Annotated in this window: 20 protein-coding genes; 12 read left to right on the top strand and 8 right to left on the bottom strand. The window is 59.9% G+C overall.

What is annotated here, in order from left to right; genetic code table 11:
* Positions 1-83: 83 nt before the first annotated feature.
* Both VDP61_RS07815 and VDP61_RS07810 read left to right on the top strand, forming a co-directional pair.
* Complete coding sequence (locus VDP61_RS07815; RefSeq protein ID WP_323006377.1) at positions 84-938, top strand: viral aspartic protease; 855 nt, start codon at positions 84-86, stop codon at positions 936-938.
* A complete protein-coding gene (locus VDP61_RS07810) occupies positions 907-1,977 on the top strand; it encodes a hypothetical protein (protein WP_323006376.1) in 1,071 nt (356 codons plus the stop codon). The genes VDP61_RS07815 and VDP61_RS07810 overlap by 32 nt, the downstream gene beginning before the upstream one ends.
* Positions 1,978-2,160: 183 nt before the next feature.
* Here VDP61_RS07810 and VDP61_RS07805 read toward each other — a convergent pair whose 3' ends face one another.
* Positions 2,161-3,159 (bottom strand): glutathione S-transferase family protein, encoded by a 999-nt coding sequence (locus VDP61_RS07805; RefSeq protein ID WP_323006375.1) that lies wholly within the window; start codon positions 3,157-3,159, stop codon positions 2,161-2,163.
* A 141-nt stretch (positions 3,160-3,300) separates the two neighbouring features.
* Positions 3,301-3,891 carry an NAD(P)H:quinone oxidoreductase gene (gene wrbA, locus VDP61_RS07800; RefSeq protein WP_323006374.1) on the bottom strand — a complete coding sequence of 197 codons (591 nt, stop codon included), beginning with the start codon at positions 3,889-3,891 and terminating at the stop codon, positions 3,301-3,303.
* A gap of 169 nt (positions 3,892-4,060) precedes the next feature.
* Between wrbA and VDP61_RS07795 the strand changes: the two genes are divergently transcribed.
* Positions 4,061-4,960: a LysR family transcriptional regulator gene (locus tag VDP61_RS07795; protein WP_323006373.1), complete on the top strand. Its 900-nt coding sequence runs from the start codon at positions 4,061-4,063 to the stop codon at positions 4,958-4,960.
* A gap of 121 nt (positions 4,961-5,081) precedes the next feature.
* Here the strand turns inward: VDP61_RS07795 and VDP61_RS07790 are convergent, their stop codons facing one another.
* The 3 genes from VDP61_RS07790 to VDP61_RS07780 form a co-directional block, all read right to left on the bottom strand.
* Entirely contained in the window at positions 5,082-5,447 is a 366-nt protein-coding gene (locus VDP61_RS07790; protein ID WP_323006372.1) for an MliC family protein, read from the bottom strand.
* Between the two features lie 285 nt (positions 5,448-5,732).
* Positions 5,733-6,887 (bottom strand): N-acetylneuraminate epimerase, encoded by a 1,155-nt coding sequence (locus VDP61_RS07785; RefSeq protein ID WP_323006371.1) that lies wholly within the window; start codon positions 6,885-6,887, stop codon positions 5,733-5,735.
* Between the two features lie 69 nt (positions 6,888-6,956).
* Positions 6,957-7,859 carry a dihydrodipicolinate synthase family protein gene (locus VDP61_RS07780; protein WP_323006370.1) on the bottom strand — a complete coding sequence of 301 codons (903 nt, stop codon included), beginning with the start codon at positions 7,857-7,859 and terminating at the stop codon, positions 6,957-6,959.
* A gap of 139 nt (positions 7,860-7,998) precedes the next feature.
* Here VDP61_RS07780 and VDP61_RS07775 point away from each other — a divergent pair, with 139 nt between their 5' ends.
* From VDP61_RS07775 to VDP61_RS07735, 9 genes are all read left to right on the top strand, one after another.
* The gene (locus tag VDP61_RS07775) at positions 7,999-8,793 is read left to right on the top strand and encodes an FCD domain-containing protein (RefSeq protein ID WP_323006369.1); all 795 of its coding nucleotides are present in this window, start codon (positions 7,999-8,001) and stop codon (positions 8,791-8,793) included.
* Between the two features lie 48 nt (positions 8,794-8,841).
* A complete protein-coding gene (locus VDP61_RS07770) occupies positions 8,842-9,804 on the top strand; it encodes a sialic acid TRAP transporter substrate-binding protein SiaP (RefSeq protein WP_323006368.1) in 963 nt (320 codons plus the stop codon).
* 121 nt (positions 9,805-9,925) lie between these two features.
* Positions 9,926-10,345, top strand: a complete 420-nt coding sequence (locus tag VDP61_RS07765) for a TRAP transporter small permease (RefSeq protein ID WP_323006367.1) — start codon at positions 9,926-9,928, stop codon at positions 10,343-10,345.
* Positions 10,342-11,616, top strand: coding sequence for a TRAP transporter large permease (locus VDP61_RS07760; protein ID WP_323006366.1), 1,275 nt, complete (start codon positions 10,342-10,344; stop codon positions 11,614-11,616). The genes VDP61_RS07765 and VDP61_RS07760 overlap by 4 nt, the downstream gene beginning before the upstream one ends.
* 5 nt (positions 11,617-11,621) lie before the next feature.
* A complete protein-coding gene (locus tag VDP61_RS07755; protein WP_323006365.1) occupies positions 11,622-12,308 on the top strand; it encodes a putative N-acetylmannosamine-6-phosphate 2-epimerase in 687 nt (228 codons plus the stop codon).
* Positions 12,305-13,213, top strand: coding sequence for an ROK family protein (locus VDP61_RS07750; RefSeq protein ID WP_323006364.1), 909 nt, complete (start codon positions 12,305-12,307; stop codon positions 13,211-13,213). The genes VDP61_RS07755 and VDP61_RS07750 overlap by 4 nt, the downstream gene beginning before the upstream one ends.
* Positions 13,210-13,992 (top strand): glucosamine-6-phosphate deaminase, encoded by a 783-nt coding sequence (nagB, locus tag VDP61_RS07745; RefSeq protein ID WP_323006363.1) that lies wholly within the window; start codon positions 13,210-13,212, stop codon positions 13,990-13,992. The genes VDP61_RS07750 and nagB overlap by 4 nt, the downstream gene beginning before the upstream one ends.
* Positions 13,979-15,151, top strand: coding sequence for an N-acetylglucosamine-6-phosphate deacetylase (nagA, locus tag VDP61_RS07740; RefSeq protein ID WP_323006362.1), 1,173 nt, complete (start codon positions 13,979-13,981; stop codon positions 15,149-15,151). The genes nagB and nagA overlap by 14 nt, the downstream gene beginning before the upstream one ends.
* Before the next feature lie 89 nt (positions 15,152-15,240).
* Complete coding sequence (locus VDP61_RS07735) at positions 15,241-15,909, top strand: 3'-5' exonuclease (protein ID WP_323006361.1); 669 nt, start codon at positions 15,241-15,243, stop codon at positions 15,907-15,909.
* Positions 15,910-16,319: 410 nt separating this feature from the next.
* On the opposite strand, the gene VDP61_RS07730 is transcribed toward VDP61_RS07735, so the two are convergent.
* The 3 genes from VDP61_RS07730 to VDP61_RS07720 are packed head-to-tail and all read right to left on the bottom strand — an operon-like array spanning position 16,320 to position 18,649.
* On the bottom strand, positions 16,320-17,279 hold the full coding sequence (locus tag VDP61_RS07730) for a pirin family protein (protein ID WP_323006360.1): 960 nt from the start codon (positions 17,277-17,279) through the stop codon (positions 16,320-16,322).
* Between the two features lie 46 nt (positions 17,280-17,325).
* Entirely contained in the window at positions 17,326-18,012 is a 687-nt protein-coding gene (locus tag VDP61_RS07725; RefSeq protein WP_323006359.1) for a pirin family protein, read from the bottom strand.
* A gap of 28 nt (positions 18,013-18,040) precedes the next feature.
* A complete protein-coding gene (locus tag VDP61_RS07720) occupies positions 18,041-18,649 on the bottom strand; it encodes an alpha/beta hydrolase (protein WP_323006358.1) in 609 nt (202 codons plus the stop codon).
* Positions 18,650-18,655: the final 6 nt, after the last annotated feature.

Below are 18,655 nucleotides of genomic sequence, written 5' to 3'. Positions count from 1 at the left end.
CGGGGAAAGAACAATCGTGGTAGTGTGTACCTTGATCGGGTAGATAGTATCAAAATGATATAGAATCAACTTCAGGGTGTGGGATGCGTAAGGTCTGGTTCATCATGGGAACGGTTTGCCTGTTACCCCTGAGTGGATGCGGCGGCGGCGGCGGCGAGGGGGCCGCGCCCTTGCCGAATGGCGTGGCGGTGACGACCACGGCTTTTGAAACCTACCGCACAGATCACAATGGCTTCAACCGTGTGCGCCGCGACAAATCCACCGGCGCAGATGCCGGTATCATCGCGCAATTTGAAGATAGCGATCCCAGCGATCCTGCGGGCTATCGCAATCTGATTGCCCTTTCAGACAAGGCGTATGCCGGCGCAGTCAGCATCGAGGTGCTTGCCCAGGTTGAGAGTGCGGGCGGAACAGAGACGGTCAAGCGTGTGTTGCGCCTGACCGCCGATCATAGCGCCTTCAAAAATGAGCAGGGCGGTAAGCTGGTTGCGGCAACCGGCACCTATTACCTGCGGGGCCAGAACTTTGTCTGGGCCGAGATTGCGGGCAAGCCTATTCGCAGCGGCAGTGATAGCGGCGGTCTGGTTGATCTGGTCATGAACTTCGACACCCAGACGGCCAACATCAACCTGCGCACCGGGGTGTCTGGCGCTTCACAGATCAGAACCGAAATCAAGGCCGACGGGTTGCCGTTCAACATTCGATCGGGGGCCTATGGGGGGGCCGTCACGGTGCAGGTCTGGGACCCAGACAGCAGCACCGTCTTTGCCATAGACGGCAGTCTGCGCGGCAATCTGGGCGGGACGCCTGCGTTTGATAATGGCAAGCATGGGATGACGACATCGGGGCTTTATACAGCGTTTGGCACGGTTGGTGGAACCGATGTGGCCGTCGATGGGGTGTTTGTTGGCACTGATCCCAATGCGTTGTTGCCCTAAAAATGTGTTGGCCCTGCTGTGCTGGGGGCTGCTTGCCGGTACGGTTCAGGCTGACACACTGGACCGCGCCCGGATTGCCGGCCTTTCTGGTTCAGAGCGGCTGCGGATGTTCGCTTATGGCAAGCTGCTGGAAAAGGGCAATGCCCCGCGCGCTGTGATTGTGCAGATGAAACAGACTATGGTCAGCCAAGGCTTTTACTATGATCCGGGCGGCAGCCGCCTGATCGCTGCCGAGGCCTGGGTCACGCCAATTCTCAGCTATGATGGGAACATCAATGGCGGCGTGCTGCAAGACAGCTTTACCTTCAACGGGTTCGTGTTTCAGGCAGATCCAGCCTTTCACGCAAAGGCTGGGCCGGTACTTGGCCTGTCGGCGGGGGCTGCGGTTCGATTGGCCTGGGCCAATGGGCGCTATGTCGAGGGGCGGGCGCTTGGCGAGGCGGTCTGGTCGCCTGACTATCGCATCGGGCGCAGCAACGCCGAGCTTGCCTTGTGCAGCCGCAATCAAGTCATCGGCTGGACTTTCCTTGATCTGTGCCACAGCGGCATGGCCGTTAAACGCGAGCTTGGTACAAGTGTGTCACAGCAGACCGCACTTGCGCTGACACGATTGTACCAAAGCGACAGTGCCTATCACGAATTGACAGCCCAATTCAGCCAAACGCAGTATGAGGCGTGGCATCAACCGTCGGTAACGCTGTCATGGGATGCGGTTTGGGATGGTGCTGCCACCAGATTATCGCTGACCAAGGCCGCCCGGGTTCACGGAGAAACAGCGCTGAACAACCGGATCACGGCCGCGATAAAATGGCCTTGGGGGCGCAGAGCCATGGGTCTGGGGCTTTGGTATCAACGCTCGGACGGTGGCAGTTTTCTGGGCACGCAGCGCAAGGACGAGGCCGCAGGGATCAGCGTTTCCTATGAGCCGCACCCCGGTCTGACGGCGCAGATCGCATATATGGCCAATCAGTCCAGCGTCAGCTTTTTCGACTATACACAGACATCGGTTAATCTGCGTTTCGACGCGCTGCGCTGGTAACATCGCAATCGTCCATGCTGATTGGCCATCGCGACGGGCAATTGGCCCAAAGCCGTGGATGCGGGCGTGTGACGGCAGGGCAGGGCGATGCGGGAAAGGCTTGATACAGCGTTGATCGCCAATATTCCAAGGGCGCCTGGGCGCGGCAGGATATTGGCGATTCAGGTTTTTTGCCGTAACACTTTAGGGCGCATCTGCCACAGATCCCGCGCTAGGGCGGCTTGGCGGGCGGTCCAGATCCAGAATGGGGCCGTCGGGTACGATGCGGTTGGGGTTGATGGTATCATGGCTGCGGTAGTAGTGCTGCTTGATATGGTCAAAATTCACCGTTTCCGCAATGCCGGGCCATTGATACAGCTCTCGGGTATAGCTCCACAGGTTTTCGTAATCGGTCAGGCGCTTCAGGTTGCACTTGAAATGGCCGTAATAGACCGCATCGAAACGAATTAATGTTGTGAACAAACGCCAGTCAGCCTCGGTTACCTGATCGCCGACCAGATAGCGTTGACGGCCAAGTTTGGCTTCCAACACGTCCAGCGCGGCAAAAAGCGCGCGCACTTCGGTTTCATAGACGGTCTGATCGGTGGCAAAGCCCGCCTTGTAGACGCCATTGTTGATTGCGTCATAGGTAAAGGCGTTGATCGTGTCGATTTCAGCAAGCAGGGCCGCAGGTGAATAATCGCCATCCTTGGTTGCAATGCCGTCAAAGGCGGAATTGAGCATGCGGATGATGTCTGCGGATTCGTTGCTGACGATGGTGTTGCGCTTCAGGTCCCAAAGCACCGGCACCGTGACGCGGCCACTGTAATCAGGCTTGGCGCGCAGATAGACCTCATACATGTATTTCGCCTGCCCAACCGGGTCAGCGATAACGCCGGGGCCGGGGGCAAAGGTCCAGCCGTTTTCCGCCATATAGGGGTTGACCACCGACACCGTGATCACATCCTCCAGCCCTTTCAGGGCGCGCAGGATCAAGGTGCGATTGGCCCAGGGACAGGCAAGCGAGACGTAAAGGTGATAGCGGCCCGCCTCGGCCTTGAAACCGTCGCCACCCGTCGGGCCAGCGGTGCCGTCGGGGGTGATCCAGTTGCGAAACTGCGCGTTACTGCGCTTGAAACTGCCTCCGGTGCTGGTGGTGTCATACCATTGGTCATGCCAGAGTCCGTCGACAAGAAGTCCCATGATGAATTCATCCCTTTAAAAGCAAATCAAGAATTCCCCGCGCGTAGCGCGGAGAATTCTTTGTTGATGTCGCGGCCTGTGGTCGGCACGATCACGAAGACCCAAGTGATCGTGCCAAGGGCCGGTTCGCTGGCTGATGTCTCAGCCCAGCTTTGCGGCAACCTCGACCAGACGGCGCGCCTGATGGCTGATTGCAGATTTTACCTCATCGGTGAAATCCGTCCCTTGGGTGTGGCTGTAGCCATAGGGGTTGCCGCCGGTCTTGAAGATGACGCCGTCGGTATAGCCGGGGGCGACAACAATTCCGCCCCAGTGCATGATGGTGGTATAGAAGGAAACGAGGGTTGTTTCCTGCCCGCCATGCGCGTTCTGGGCGGATGTCATCGCCGAGACGGCCTTGTTGGCCAATGCGCCCTTGGCCCATGCTCCGCCAAGCGTGTCGATGAAAGCGCGCATCTGGCTGGCCATGATGCCGAAACGGGTCGGTGCCGAAAAGAGATAGGCATTGGCCCATTCCATATCTTCGGCGGTTGCATTCGGAATGTCGGCGGCTTTTTCGGCCTGTGCCTGCCAGGCATCGGTGCCCGCGACGACGTGATCGGGTGCGGTTTCGGGCGCTTTCAACAGCCGCACCTCTGCGCCTGCGGCCTTTGCCGCCTCTGCCGCGATGGCGGCCATCTGATGGTTGGTGCCGTAGCTGGAATAATAGATGATTGCGAGTTTGACGGTCATGGTCGTTCTCCTGTCCGTTGGGGGGTAAAGGGGCTGCCACCTGCCGGGGTGACAGTATGGCATTTTTTCCAAGTCGTGCCGTTTCTTGCTACCTATATAGGCAGGTAAATCATGTTGGTGAATGGCTATAATCTTGCATTCACTATTGCTGTTGGTGTAACAATGCCGAATGGGCGAACTTAAATCCATCCGTGTCTTTCTGGCCGTCGCCGCGCAGCAAAGCTTTGCCGGGGCTGCGCGCCAATTGGGCATGACCCCGGCATCTGTCACGCGCACCATCGCAGCCCTGGAGGCGCAACTGGGCGTGCAACTGCTGGTCCGCACGACGCGACAGGTTTCGCTGACCTCGGCCGGGGCGGTCTATGCCGAGCGCGTGACGCCGTTGGCCAAGGGGCTGGCCGAGGCGGCGGATGAAACGCGCGAGGCGCAGGGCATTGTTTCGGGCAGGCTGCGGATCAGCGCGCCGCTGTCACTGGGGGTCAAGGTGCTGCCCGCGGTTCTATCACAATTCGGGGCGCTTTATCCGCAGATCCATGTGGATGTCAGCCTGTCTGACCGCTTTGTTGATATTGTTGAGGAAGATTACGATCTGGCGATCCGCATTTCCGGCCCGCCCAATGACAAATCGACGATCTGGCGCAAGATTTGCCGGGTGCCGCGCCTTCTTGTCGCCTCGCAAGAATATCTGCGCGCGCGCGGCACCCCGCAGCAGCCCGAGGATCTGGACGGCCATGATTGCCTTGGTCATCGCAATGATTCAGGCAATGAGGTCTGGCAGCTTTTCAATGGCAAGCGGCAGCATAGCCACAAGGCCGAAGGCAGCCTCAGCGCCAATAATGGTGATCTTTTGGCGGCGCTGGTCCTGCACCACCGGGGCATCGCCTCGCTGCCACGTTTCATCATCGAGGCCGATCTTGCCGCCGGGCGTATGGCTGCAGTGCTGCCCGACTGGTCTACGGCAGAAATCTGGCTGACGCTGTATTATCCACCCTATGAACAACTGCCGCTGCGCGTCGCGACCTTTTCAGACTTTTTCGAGACCCATGTGAACAAGATTTGCCCGCTGTGATGCGCGTAAACCCAGATGCCGCCCTTGCAGCAGGGCCTGCCCAATGTTCAGCCCGGCCATGTTTCCCCACAAGAAGATCCCATGTCCAGGCTGCGCGTCGTGATTTTTGAAACCCCTTGCGTCACTTGGGCGGCGGGGCATCTTGCGCTTTGCAGGCTTGCAGGCTGCCTTCGGTCATCTCGTTTTCCAAAGTCGCCGTATCGCCCTTGGTCCACCAAACATAGGCACCCGAAACATATTTTGCGCCCGAGGCCGCAACCACATTGACGAAAATACGCTCTTCGCCGTCAATGGGCAAAAGCGCAAGCGCGTTTGCACCGGCGTTCACATATTGAACCGCAAAGCTGCCTGCCTCGTCGCAGGCATAGGTTTGCGACAAGACATTGTCGGTTGCCCCGATCCTGAGAGGGATGGACAGGGTGGCTTGTGCGGTTGCGGCGCTGGCGCTGGCAACCATGGCGGCTGCCAAAAGACTGATACGCATCATATATTCTCCTGAATTCAAAAGAGTGTATAGCCTATGGGCGCGGCTGTCAGCAAGGGCCGCCACGACACCAAGGCGTGATCACGGGGGCATTGGCGGCGGCTTGGGGGAATGCCCTTGGAAATTCATAATGATATTTTTCGCCAAAGAGCCCCGACCTGCAGCCAACCGCGTGGTGCAAGCTTGGCGCTGACCTTGTTGGACGGTTGACCCGCAGGAATTATGGGGGCATGGCAGAAGGCAGAAAAGCAGCCGTCACGCTCACGGCGCGTCGGCTGCCGGTATATCTCAATCGACGATCACAAGCTTCTCGCCATCCCATTGCACCAGAAAGACATCGGCGCGGGCAGCTTTCGCAGCATCCTCACCGCCAACGATCAGCAACCCGTCATCAACCGAGAGCGAACCGCCATAGGCCAGCCCTTCGGGCAGGTTCCCGACCTGCACCCATTGGCCATCCTGCAACGCAAAGATTTCAGAGGCGAAATGTTTGGCAAGCCCCTCATGTGCGTACCATGTGCCAGCATCGGCCTTGGCGCGCGCGCCTTGGAAATTGGCCCCCCCTGTAACCAGAACGGTGCCGTTCGACACCCCGGCATAGGCCCCGGCTAGGCCCTCTTGCACATTGCGGCCGTCAGGGGCGGGGATCGCAGCCACTTTGGACCATGTAACCGCATCCGCCGTGATCGTCGCGGATTTCACAGTATCAGTGCGCAGCCCCGGCTTGATTTCACCATTGATGATCAGGAAAGTGCCGGGCGTGGCTTCAACCACTGCTGATCCGGTGTTTGGAAGCGCTGGGTCCGCGCCAAGATCGGCCCAGGTGTTGGCGGCGGTATCATAGACCAGAACCCTGTCGTTCCAGTGATAGTCTTGCGGTGCCATGCCCATGAACGCAGCCACAACAGCATTCCAACCCTCAGGGTCGGTTGTCTTGTCGATGGCTGTGATGTCGGCAAGATACGTGTCAAACAACGCCTTGTTATAGCCGCCAAAAAAGGCGATCCGACCATCGGCCAGTGTAACCGCGCTGGCACCCAGCAGGCCAACCGGCGTTGTGGTGTCAAGCAATTGCCAGGCGTTTGCCTTGGGGTCGTAGCGGCTGACCGTATCCAGGACGGTTGGAAATCTTGCCTCTGGCGTTGCATTGCCGGCCCCGCCAAAGACATAAAGCGCACCGCCCGAGGCCGCTGTGGCAGGGTCCGATGGGGCAGGCCCCGCAAAATCCGCAAGCGGCTGCCAACCGGCCGCCCTGTCATTCAGATCAAGCGCAAAGACTTTGGCACCAGCACTGCCCAGACCGACGATCAGCCGGGTGTCGATACGCGCTGCAATCCCGTTCTTTACCCCGACGGGCAGGGCGGGCCAATCGCGCGCGGCTCTTGCCGCATCGGTGCGGGCGGCGCCGTCAGGCCCGCCCGGATTATCGGTACACTGCGCCATTCCATGCCCTTTCCCAGCGGAGGTTGTGCCGATGTCCGCCGCCAGTTTCGGCGACGGACATCGCGTGGATCAGACCAGCCAGGCTTTGACCTCGGGGCGTTCCAGTACGGCGCGCATATGTGCCTCGGCTGCGTCATTGGCCATGCGCAGCGCCATCGGTGCGCGTGTCTGGCCGACGTCGACGCCAAGAACGCGGAACGCCGCCTTCATGCCCGGCAAAACGCCAGTATCCAAAAGCGCCTCGACAAAAATCTGCGAGACGTCCTGCAATTCCTGGGCGCGGGCCAGATCGCCGGCGCGCAGGGCCGCGTCAATGGCGACGTAAAGTTTGCCAAGAATGTTGTAGGTCGTGCCGATACCGCCATCCGCGCCCAGCACACCGCCGGTCAGATAGATTTCGTCAAAGCCAAAGAAATAGCTGCTGTCGGGGCGACGGCGGCGCAACATCGAGAATTTGAACATATCGGTCGAGGTGAATTTGATCCCCGTGACATTCGGCAAGTCCAGAATTCGCACCAGCGAGTCCAGCGGGATCGGGCGTCCGGTGCGGATCGGCACCTCATAGACGATCAGCGGCAGGTCGGTGGCCCCAGACAGATCGCGGTAATAGCCTTCGATTTCGGCATCGGTGAAAGGGTAGGAATGCGGCGGCAGGGCCGACAGGGCGTGATAGCCAAGATCAGACGCCTGCTGCGCAAGGCGAACCGAGTTGCGCAGGTTCGGCATTCCGACATGGGCAATCAGCTTTGCAGCGCTGTCCTTTGCACAATCGGCAACGATGCCCTGCTGCTCTGCCAGTTCGTCAACGCCCAAAAGGCCGGATTCGCCGCTGCTGCCACCGACATAAAGCCCGGTAAGCCCTTGCTTCAGAACGTAATCGGTCAGGCTGCGCTGCCGCGCCTCGTTGAACGCGCCTGCGTCGTCAAGGCCGGTCATCAGCGCGGCATACATGCCAGTCAGTCGTTCGGTCATCGTTGGGTGTCCTTTGTTGTTATGCGTTTGAGGCGGAAGGGCGCTGGGCGGGCTGAAAGTTTCATTCAGTCTCACAATGGCGCGGCAATTCATGTTAACTTGACTATACGGAAACTTTTTTGTTTGACAAGGTGAAATTATGGTAATACCAAAACCGTCGAAAGAGGGGGTAACCGCGATGCTGGACATCGACACAGGTAATGACCGCGAGGCAGCAGAGGCCCCGGACCAGCGGCGTGCGCCGGATTTGATTGCCGATACCCTGATCGCTGAAATTCGCAGTGGCGCCATCGCCGCGGATGCCGCATTGCCGACCGAACGTGATCTTTGCGAGCGGTTCTCGGCGTCACGCCCCACGGTGCGCGAGGCGCTGGCCCAGATGCAGATGCGCGGTTATGTAACTGCCGGTGCTGGCAAGCGGCCACGGGCATCGCGGCCGTCGATCGCGGCGGTTCTGAAAGGGACGGGCGATCACATCCGCGATATTCTGGGCGATGCCGAAGGGGGCGCGCATCTGGAACAAATGCGGCAGTTCATTGAAACCGGCGCTGCGCGTGAGGCCGCCAAACGCGCCGACAACATCCACCTGACCAAATTGCAGGCGGCGTTGGAGCGTAACTTCGAGGCGCTGGGGACCGTCGATTTTGCGCCGACCGATATCGCGTTCCACCGCGTTCTGGTGTCGATCATTGACAACCCGGTGATCCTGACTTTGCACGACATGTTTGTCAGCACGATGATCGCCCACCGCCCCCCGACAGATGACAACGAACGCTATGACCGCATCGCCTATGACGAACACCGCGAAATCTATCAGGCAATTCTGGACAGCGATGTGGTGACCGCAACCGATGTGATGGACCAGCATCTGGCCCGGTCTTACCGCGCCCGGCTCAAGGCGCCGCGCCGCGCCCCCGAAATTACCAAACCCTGACACCCGGCAGAACCTTTCTGCCATTCATCAAACATCAAGGAGGATATGATGAAACTGACAACCACACTTCTCGCCTGTGCGGCGACCATGGCGCTGGCTGCCCCGGCATTGGCCGAGCGCGAGCTGACCTTTGGTCTGCAAGACAATGAAGCCAGCAACGTCTACAAGGGCGCGCAGGAATTTGCCGCCAAACTGGCCGAGGTTTCGGGTGGCGAATTGACGGCAAACCTGTTCCCCTCCTCGACGCTTGGCGATTTCAAGGCGATGGTTGCACAGGTTCAGGCGGGCGAGCTGGATATGGTCATCACCGGCTATCCGGACATGAGCTATATCATCCCGGAACTGAACCTGATCGGCGCGCCCTATGTCGCAGATGATTTCGCCCATCTGAAAGAAATCATCGCCGGCCCATGGGGGCAGGAAATGAAAGCCAAGTTTGGCGAAAAGGGCGTAGAGCTGCTTGACGTGTGGTATTACGGCACGCGCCAGACCTCGTCGAACCGTGCCATCAACTCTATGGACGACATGAAGGGCCTGCGTCTGCGCACCCCCAACGTGCCGTTCCTGATCGCCTATGCCGAAAACACCGGCGCCACACCCGCACCCGTCGCCTTTGCCGAGGTTTATCTCGCGCTTCAAACCAATCAGGTTGACGCCGAGGAAAACCCTTTGCCAACCATCGAGGCGATGAAGTTTTACGAAGTACAAAGCCATATCGCGCTGACCAATCACTTTGTTGCATCGGCAGCCTTGCAGGTTTCGAAAAACCTGTGGGACAGCCTGAGTGACGAAGAAAAAGGGTGGATCTCTGAGGCGGCAAAGGCCGGTGGGGCGCTGAACGACAGCCTGACTGCCAAGGCCGAAGAAGACCTGATCGCCACATTCGAGGGCCGTGGCCTGACCATCACACGCCCCGATCTGGCCCCCTTCCGCGCTGCGATGCAGCCATATTACGCGACGCTGGAAGAACAGTTCGGCGCTGGTGCCATCGCTCGCGTGCGCGGCAAGTGATCTGCCTCTCTGCGGGCGCTCCTGCGCCCGCAGAGTTGTTCTGAACAAAAGGGGGGAGCCCATAAATCAGCCACGCAAATACAGCATCGAAGGGATCGTCGCATCGGCGGTCTTTGTCATTTTGATCGGAGTCGTTCTGATTCAGGTCTTTGGCCGCACCCCGCTGTTTCGCGGCCCGGTCTGGACCGAGGAAGCCGCAAGGTGGCTTTGGGTCTGGATGGCGTTCATCGGCATCGCCGAGGTGGAACGGCAGGACGGCCAGCTGAAAATGGCCTTTCTGGCCGAGCTACTGCCCGAAGCTGCGCGGCGCATCCTCTATACTTTGATCGACCTCGCCTATCTGGGGATCATGTGCCACCTCGCTTGGATCGGTTACAACACCGTGTTGCGCACCTGGAACAACACCACTGTCACCCTGCCCACCTCTGACGCGCTGCTCTATGGTTCGGGCTTTGTTGCTGCCATCCTTATCATTCACCGGATCATCCGCCGCCTGATCGGCCGCCGCGATGTGACGGCAAAGCGGGAGCCTTCGCTATGATCCTTGCCACCGTCGGTATTCTCTGGCTGGTTTTCGTTCTGATCGGCGTGCCCATCGGCGTTGCCATGATCTTTGTTTCCATGGGCTACTTCTATTTCACCGGCATGGGCATCAGCTTTGCCATGCAGCGTATGGTTGACGGGCTGAACAGTTTTCCGCTGCTGGCGGTGCCCTTGTTCATTCTGGCCGCCGGGGTGCTGAACTCTGCCGGGATCACCAACCATCTGTTCGGTTTTGCGCGCAGCCTTGTCGGCCATATCACGGGCGGGCTTGGGCATGTGAACGTGCTGGCATCCTTGTTCTTTTCCGGCATGTCCGGGTCGGCGCTGGCCGATGCGGGGGGCTTGGGCAAGATGGAAATCGAGGCCATGCGCGAGGCGGGTTATGATGATGATTTTTCGGGCGCGGTGACGGCTGCCTCGTCGATGATCGGCCCGCTGGTCCCGCCCTCGATCACCATGGTTCTGTATGGCGTGATCGCCAACGTCTCTATCGGCAAACTGTTTCTTGGTGGCATCATTCCGGGGTTTCTATGTGCTGCGGCGCTGATGGTCATGGTGTGGTTCATCGCGCGCAAACGCAACTATCCGCGCGACCCGCGCCGCAGCGCTGGTGAAATCGGCACGCTGTTCGTGAAATCCCTGCCCGCGCTGATGACGCCTGTGGTTATCGTCGGCGGCATTTTCTCGGGCCTGTTTTCCCCTACCGAGGCGGCGGCGATCACTGTGCTTTACGCCATTCTGATCGACCTGATTTTCTACCGCGAGCTGACATTCCGCAAGCTGTGGGATTCGATCTATGAAACCACTGTCACCTCGTCGTCGATTGCGACCATCGTTGCCGGTGTCGGGTTGCTCAGCTTTATCATGGCGCGCGAGCAGGCCCCCCAGCAGATTGCGACCTTCTTTTTGTCGATTGCCGACAGCCCGCTGACCTTTCTGATCGCGGTCAATCTGATGATCTTTGTTCTGGGCTGCTTTATCGAGGCCTTGGTGATCTTGCTGGTCGTCGTGCCGATCCTGGTGCCGGTTGCCGCTGGCTTTGGTATCGACCCGGTGCATTTCGGCATCATCACCGTGCTGAACCTGATGATTTCAATTCTGACGCCGCCCATGGGTATGGCCCTGTTCGTTGTCGCCCAGGTCGGCGGCATCCCCTATCATCGGCTGGCCAAGGCAATCTTGCCTTGGCTTATCCCGCCTGTCGTGGTGCTGATTTTGGTCTGCGCCTTCCCGATCCTGTCAACCGGCCTGCCAAGCCTGATGGAATGATGACCATGACCAAACTTGATACTTTGCGCGGCGGCCTTGTCGTGTCTTGTCAGCCGGTTGATGACGGGCCGATGGATCGCCCTGAAATCGTTGCCGCCATGGCCGCTGCCGCTGTGGCGGGCGGCGCGGCCGGGGTGCGGATTGAAGGTGCTGCCAACCTTGCTGCCACCCGCTCGCTTGTATCGGTGCCGATCATCGGTATCCTGAAACGCGACCTTGCGGACAGCCCGGTGCGCATCACGCCCTATCTGGCCGATGTGCAGGCTTTGGCCGATGCCGGTGCCGATATCATCGCCTATGATGCGACCGACCGGCCCCGCCCCGAAACGACCGTGGCAATCCTTGCCGCGATCCATGCGGCGGGGGCGCTGGCGATGGCCGATTGTTCCAGCCTTGCGGATGGAAAGCGGGCCTTGGCCGAGGGGGCCGCGATCATCGGGACCACCCTGTCGGGGTATACAGAAGAAACAGCAGGCCGCGCCGAGGGCGTTGATTATGATCTGATCGGCGCGTTCCATGATCTGGGCGGTTTCGTGATGGCCGAGGGTCGATTGAATACACCCGAACTTGCCGGCAAGGCGATGGCCGCTGGGGCCGATGCGGTTACCGTTGGCACCGCGCTGACACGGCTGGAACATGTAACCGGCTGGTTTCAGCATGCGGTTGCAAAGGCAGTTGAGGCGCGCAAATGATGGATCTGCCGCGCAAGGCCCTGAACGGTTTTGCCGCTGATCTGGGCGGAACCAAAATTGCAGCCGCCCGGATTGCGAACGGCGAGGTTGCCGAGCGGCTTTTGGCCCCGACCGACCCTGCTGCTGGCCCCGAGGCGCAAATCACCGCGATATGTGGCCTGTTGAACCGCCTGGGTCATACCAAAGGCGCGCCGTTGGGCGTGGCTGTGGCGGGGCGGGTGGATAGTGCGGGCGCATGGCACGCGGTGAATCGCACGACCCTGTCCGCAATCCGTGACTTTCCACTGGATCAAGGGCTGACACGCCGGCTTGGTGCTGCCACCTGTCTGAATGATGCTGCCGCCGCCGCTCTTGCCGAGGGTCTGTTTGGTGCAGGCAGTGCCAGCGACAGCTTTGCCTATCTTACTGTCTCTACCGGCGTCGGGGGTGGGTTGGTCATGGGCAATCGCTTGCTGTCCAGCGCCAACGGCCTTGCCGGGCATATCGGCTTTGTCTCCAGCCGCTTTGCCAGTGGCCCGTGTGGCAGTGGCAGAATGGCAACGGTTGAAAGCATCGCAGGCGGGCGCGGCATCGCCGCTGCGGCTGCGGCTGCGGGGCGTGAAGGCCTTGATGCCCGTGCCGTGTTTGTCGCCGCATCTGAAGGCGAGGATTGGGCAAACCGGATTGTCGCCACCTCGGCCAGCGCGATTGCGGCGCTGATCGGTGATCTTACGACTGTTCTGGGCCTCGACACCGTTGCGATGGGGGGTAGCATCGGCCTTGCGCCCGGTTATATAGACCGTATCCGCATCGCCCTGCGCGATGAGCCAGAGCTGTTTCGCCCGTGCCTTGGTCTTGCCGAGCTTGGCCATGATGCGCCGTTGATTGGCGCATTGGCCGCCCATCTGAGAAAGGAAACCCTATGAAGGTTCTGATCCTACGCAATGAGCCAGCCGCCATAGAGCGCGCCGCTGATATCGTTGCCCGCACGGTTCGTGATCTGCCCGCCGCCGTTTTGGGGCTGGCGACCGGGGGCACCATGCTGCCGCTTTACCAGGTGCTGGCGCAGCGCCACCGTGACGAGGGGCTTTCCTTTGCGAAAACCACCAGTTTCAACCTGGATGAATATATCGGCCTCGCACCAGACCACCCCTGTTCCTATCACTACTACATGCAAGAGGCGTTCTTTCGCCATGTTGATATCGACCCGGCGCGCTGCCATCTGCCCAAGGGCGATGCGGCCGACCCACGGGCGGCCTCTGGTGACTATGAGGCGCTGATTGAGGCGGCAGGCGGCATTGATCTGCAATTGCTTGGTATCGGCCAGAATGGGCATATCGGCTTTAATGAGCCGACAGCCAGCCTCGGTTCCCGCACCCGGATCAAAACGCTGACGACAAGCACGCGCCGCGCCAATCAGCGCTATTTCGCCTCGTTTGAGGAAACGCCCCGCTACGCCATCACCACCGGCGTCGCCACCATCCTTGCATCGCGCAAATGCCTGCTGATCGCCACCGGCGCGGCCAAGGCAGAAGCCGTCGCCAACATGATCGAAGGGCCGCTGAGCGCGGTTTGCCCGGCCTCGGCGCTGCAGCTTCATCCGCGGGCCACGATCATCCTTGACGCGGCCGCCGCCAGCGCGCTGAAACTTACAGAATACTATGAGACGGTTCATCCGCAGGGGCGTGACAGTGCCTTTGATTGATATGAAAACCCCGGCGCGATTGTTTGCCCGGCAGCTTTATGACGGTTTGGCCGACCAGCTACAGCCCGACCGGATGATCGAGATTGCCAATGGGCAGATCACCCTTATCCGCCCCGCGACAGCACAGGACGCCCGCGACCCCGCGCTACCGGAATTTGATCTGGTGGCACCGGGGTTTATCGACCTGCAGATCAACGGCGCCGCAGACACGCAGTTCAACTTTGACCCCAGCCCCGAGGCGGTTGGCCGGATTGCGGCAGGCGCAAGACAGGGCGGTACCGCCTATATCCTGCCGACCTTCATCACCGCGCCGGGGCGCGATTATACCCGCGCGATAGCGGCCGTGCAGGCGGCCATTGCGCAAGGCGTGCCCGGTATTCTGGGGGTGCATCTTGAAGGCCCGTTCCTGTCGCATGCGCGCCCCGGCATCCATGACCCGACTGCGATACGCTGCGTGGATGACCACGACCTGGACCTGCTGACAACAGCACAGGCTGGCGTTTTGCTGCTGACGGTGGCACCCGAAAACCTTCCCGCCGGTGCCTTGTTACGGCTGAAAGCGGCAGGTGTGCGGGTGTTTGCCGGGCACACCGCTGCCAGCGCCGACCAGATCGCACAGGCCGAGGCCGAGGGCCTTGTCGGCGTTACCCATCTGTTCAACGCAATGTCGCAGATGACAGGACGAGAGCCGGGCGTGGTGGGCGCAACCCTTGCCTCCCGCGCGCTTTTCGCCGGCATTATCGCGGACGGACACCATGTCGATTGGCGCAATGTGGCGACGGCGGCGCGGCTGATGCCCGACCGCTTGTGTCTGGTGACAGATGCGATGCTGACCCTGGCCGGGCAACAGACCGGGTTCGAATTGCATGGCGAGAAGATTGCGCTTTGTGACGGTCGGCTGACCAACAAGGATGGCCGTCTGGCGGGTGCGCATGTCAGCATGATCGACAGCCTGCGCAACATGCTGGACCATACCGATATCGGCTTGCCCGCCGCGCTGAGATTGGCAACGGTGAACCCCGCCCGCGCGCTTGGGCTGGAACAGGAGGTGGGAACGCTGCGCCAGGGCGCGCGTGCGACATTCACCTGCCTGACCCAAGAGAACAGCGTGGCCGCTGTGATGTCAGAGGGGCGGTTCATTGACCCAGACCGCGGCTGAGCGCCGCCGGTGCTGCCATCACCGGTGGCAAAAAGCCCGCTAATTCGGTATCAGAGCGCCAGATTTCAAACCAGCAGGAGTTGACCCGCGTGTCCATAATTGTCGTTTACGATTGCGAGTATCTGACCAAAGAGGGCGCTATGGGGCGGCTATGGTCGGGGCATGACGACCCGGACCCGATCGTGGTTCAAATCGGGGCGGTCTTGCTGGATCTGGATGCCAACGCCAGCATCATTGATGAGTTCAAGATTTACATCAAGCCACAGGATCGCAACGGGGTGCCGTATCAACTCGATCCGTACTTTACCGACCTTACCGGCATTTCGAACGAAGACATCGACAAAAAGGCGGTTGATCTTGCGTCTGCCCTTCATCAGTTCGATGCATTCTCGCGCGGTGCGACGTTCTGGTCCTGGGGCAAAGATGAGCTGTTTGCCTTGGGTGTAAGCTGTTTTCTGCGCGGTATAGCGCCGCCGATCAGCCCAAGACGATTTGGCAATCTGAAACGCGCCCTGCGCCAGGCCGGTATGCCCGAGACTGAAATAAAATCGACAAGCAGCGGCGAGCTTGCCGACTATTACGGCGTTGGCTGTGCGTCTTTGTCAAAACATGACGGGCTGGATGATGCGATCTCATTGGCGCGCGCTGTTGGCCATTTGATGGGGCAGGGGCAGCTAACTGCCGAAAGTTTCGGGATGACAACGCAAGAGACAAGCGGCGCGCACAAGGCCGCGCCGCAGGTCGCAAAAAGTCGATAGGGGGCAAGGCCAAACATTTTGGCAATACGCGGCCAGCCTTTTGGCGATGATCACGCACAAGGCCCGGCTGCTGATACCGACAGGCCGGGTGGTGTTTTTTACCAATCCGCGGCGTTTCCTGCGGCGCGTTTCCCTGCTGCCGGACGTGAAACCCGGTTGGGCGGCAGGGAAATGCCGAAAGCGGTTCCGGTTCTGGTTGAAACACGCGTATCGCATGCCGCGCCCAAGGCAGGTATCGCCTTCATAAAGCGTTTCACCCTGAGCCTTGAACATATATCGCTACCTGAAGTCAAAGATTTCAATGCGTTATGTGATGGGCCTTGTTTCACCTCAAAGACGAAGCGCTGTAACTGTTCAGAAATGGCAAGTGAGCCAAGATGAACGGGAATGTGCCACTATCGCCTTAGCCCTTAGCCCTTGGGGCGCGTCCGGTCCAACTCGGGGCTGATCGGGATAAATTCCGCATCATCGCCCGGCGGCAGCTTGAACGGGCCATTTTCCCAATCTGCGGCTTTCCAATCCTCTTTGGCTTGCTCAATCCGCTCTTTTGAGGAAGACACGAAATTCCACCAGATATAGCGTTTTTCATTAAGCGTGGCCCCGCCAAGCGCCATCAACCGCGCGCCTTGCGGGCCAGCCTTAACCGAAATCCGGTCGCCGGGGCGAAAGACCATCATGCGGCCCGCTTCAAAGCTGTCGCCTGCAACTTCGATACTGCCTTCGGTCACATAGATCCCGCGATCTTCGTGGTTGTCGGGCAGCGGAAAAGCCGCACCTGCTGCCAATACGACATCCAGATAGAATGTTTCGGATTGCATCGTCACCGGGCTGGTTTGGCCGTAAGCGCTGCCAAGGATCAGCCGCGCGGTGGTGCCGGTGTCGGTGATGACGGGCAGTGCCGCCTCCTTGTGATGTTCAAAATCCGGGGCCATGTCTTCGCGGTCTTCGGGCAGGGCGATCCATGTCTGGATACCGAACAGCTTGTGCCGTGTGGCGCGGGTTTGCTCGCTGGTGCGTTCGGAATGGGTGACGCCGCGCCCGGCGACCATCCAGTTCACCTCGCCGGGATAGATCATCTGATGTGTGCCAAGGCTGTCGCGATGTTCAAATTCGCCTTGGTACAGATAAGTAACGGTGCCCAGCCCGATATGCGGATGCGGGCGCACATCAATCCCGCCATCGGTGATGAATTCGGCCGGGCCCATCTGATCAAAAAAGATGAACGGCCCAACCATCTGCCGCTTGGGCGAGGGCAGGGCGCGCCGCACCTCAAACCCGCCCAGATCATGGGCGCGCGGGATGATCAGCGTTTCAATGCTGTTGGTATCGGATGCAGGGCATTCGGGGTTTTGGGTCGGGTTCCAGCTCATAAGTCTCTCCTGTCTATGGATGCGAAATCAGGGGTATCGTCTGGCTTTATCGCGGCATCGTGAAAAGCAGGGCGGCACCGTCGCTTGCCCAATCAAGCGATGTGACATCGCCCACTGGTATTTGCAGCCCGTCGCCCGCGCTCAACCGCTCGCCTTCGGCATGGGCCAGGCCATCAAACAGATGCACGAACCGCAGCGTATCAGGCTGTGCAAGCGGCGTGTTATCGCCCTCTTGCGCGTGGATCAGGCGGACGGTCGTTTGTGACCGCAGGGTCAAAAGCGCGTCTGCGTCGGGGGGGCCGGCCAACAGCACATTGCCGCTTTGTGGCACCGGCCTTTGTGTGTAAGTCGGCTCTCCCCCAGCCTGATCCGGGATCAACCAGATCTGCAAAAGCTGTGCTTCATCGCTATCCGAGGCGTTGCGTTCGGAATGCCGGACGCCCCGACCGGCAGACATCAACTGCGCCTCACCCGCCGAGATAAGCGAGACATTGCCCTGATCATCCTCATGGCGCAACTGGCCTTTGGTGACATAGGTCAGAATATCCATGCTTTCATGGGGATGCGGCGCAAAGCCGGAACCGGGGATGATGGTGTCATCATTCAACACGCGCAGATTGCCAAACCCCATACGATTGGGGTCATTGAAGGTGCCAAAGGAAAACGTGTGATAGCTGTCAAGCCACCCTGCCTGGGTATGCCCACGGATGGCCTTTTGATGGATGGTGATCATGGTAAGCCTCCTTCAGGGCCTAGGTCGGTTACGCTTCGGTCAACAGGCTTTGCAGCGCCGCCACCTCTGGCTGGCGCAGATCGTGGCCGCCGTCATGGATATGGGTGGACACATCGGCACCTTGTGCCGCGAACCAGTCGATCAGCTTTTGGCTAAGGGGCCACGGGCAAATCGGATCGCGCTTTCCGGCGGTAATCAGCACCCGCTTGCCAGCAAGCGCAGGGCGTGCCACCGGTTCCCAAGGGATCAGCGGATGCAACAGCCCGATCCGCGCAAACAGATCGGGATGCGCCATGGCTACCGAGGCAAGGATATTCGCCCCGTTGGAATAGCCAAAGCCATAGGCTGGCGCATCAGGGTGTTGCGCCTTATGTGCCGCGACAAATGCCGCCATCGTCTCGGTGCGCTGTGCCAGATCAGCCATATCATAGACGCCTTCCGCCGTGCGCCGAAAGAACCGCGCAGCGCCGTGCTCGGACACATCACCGCGGGGTGAAACCACGCCCGCCTTGGGCGAAAGCTGCTGCGCCAGATCAAAGAACTGGTGTTCGTCGCCGCCGGTGCCGTGAAAGACAAAGATCAGTGGCGCGTCTGGTTTGGGCGCTTTGGTCAGCGCGTGATAGGTTTTTATCGACATGGCGTT

The sequence above is a fragment of the Pseudorhodobacter sp. genome (genome assembly GCF_034675685.1).
Lineage (GTDB): Bacteria > Pseudomonadota > Alphaproteobacteria > Rhodobacterales > Rhodobacteraceae > Pseudorhodobacter.
The sequence above is the reverse complement of the archived record's forward strand: the minus strand, read 5'-3'. Positions and strand labels throughout refer to the sequence as shown.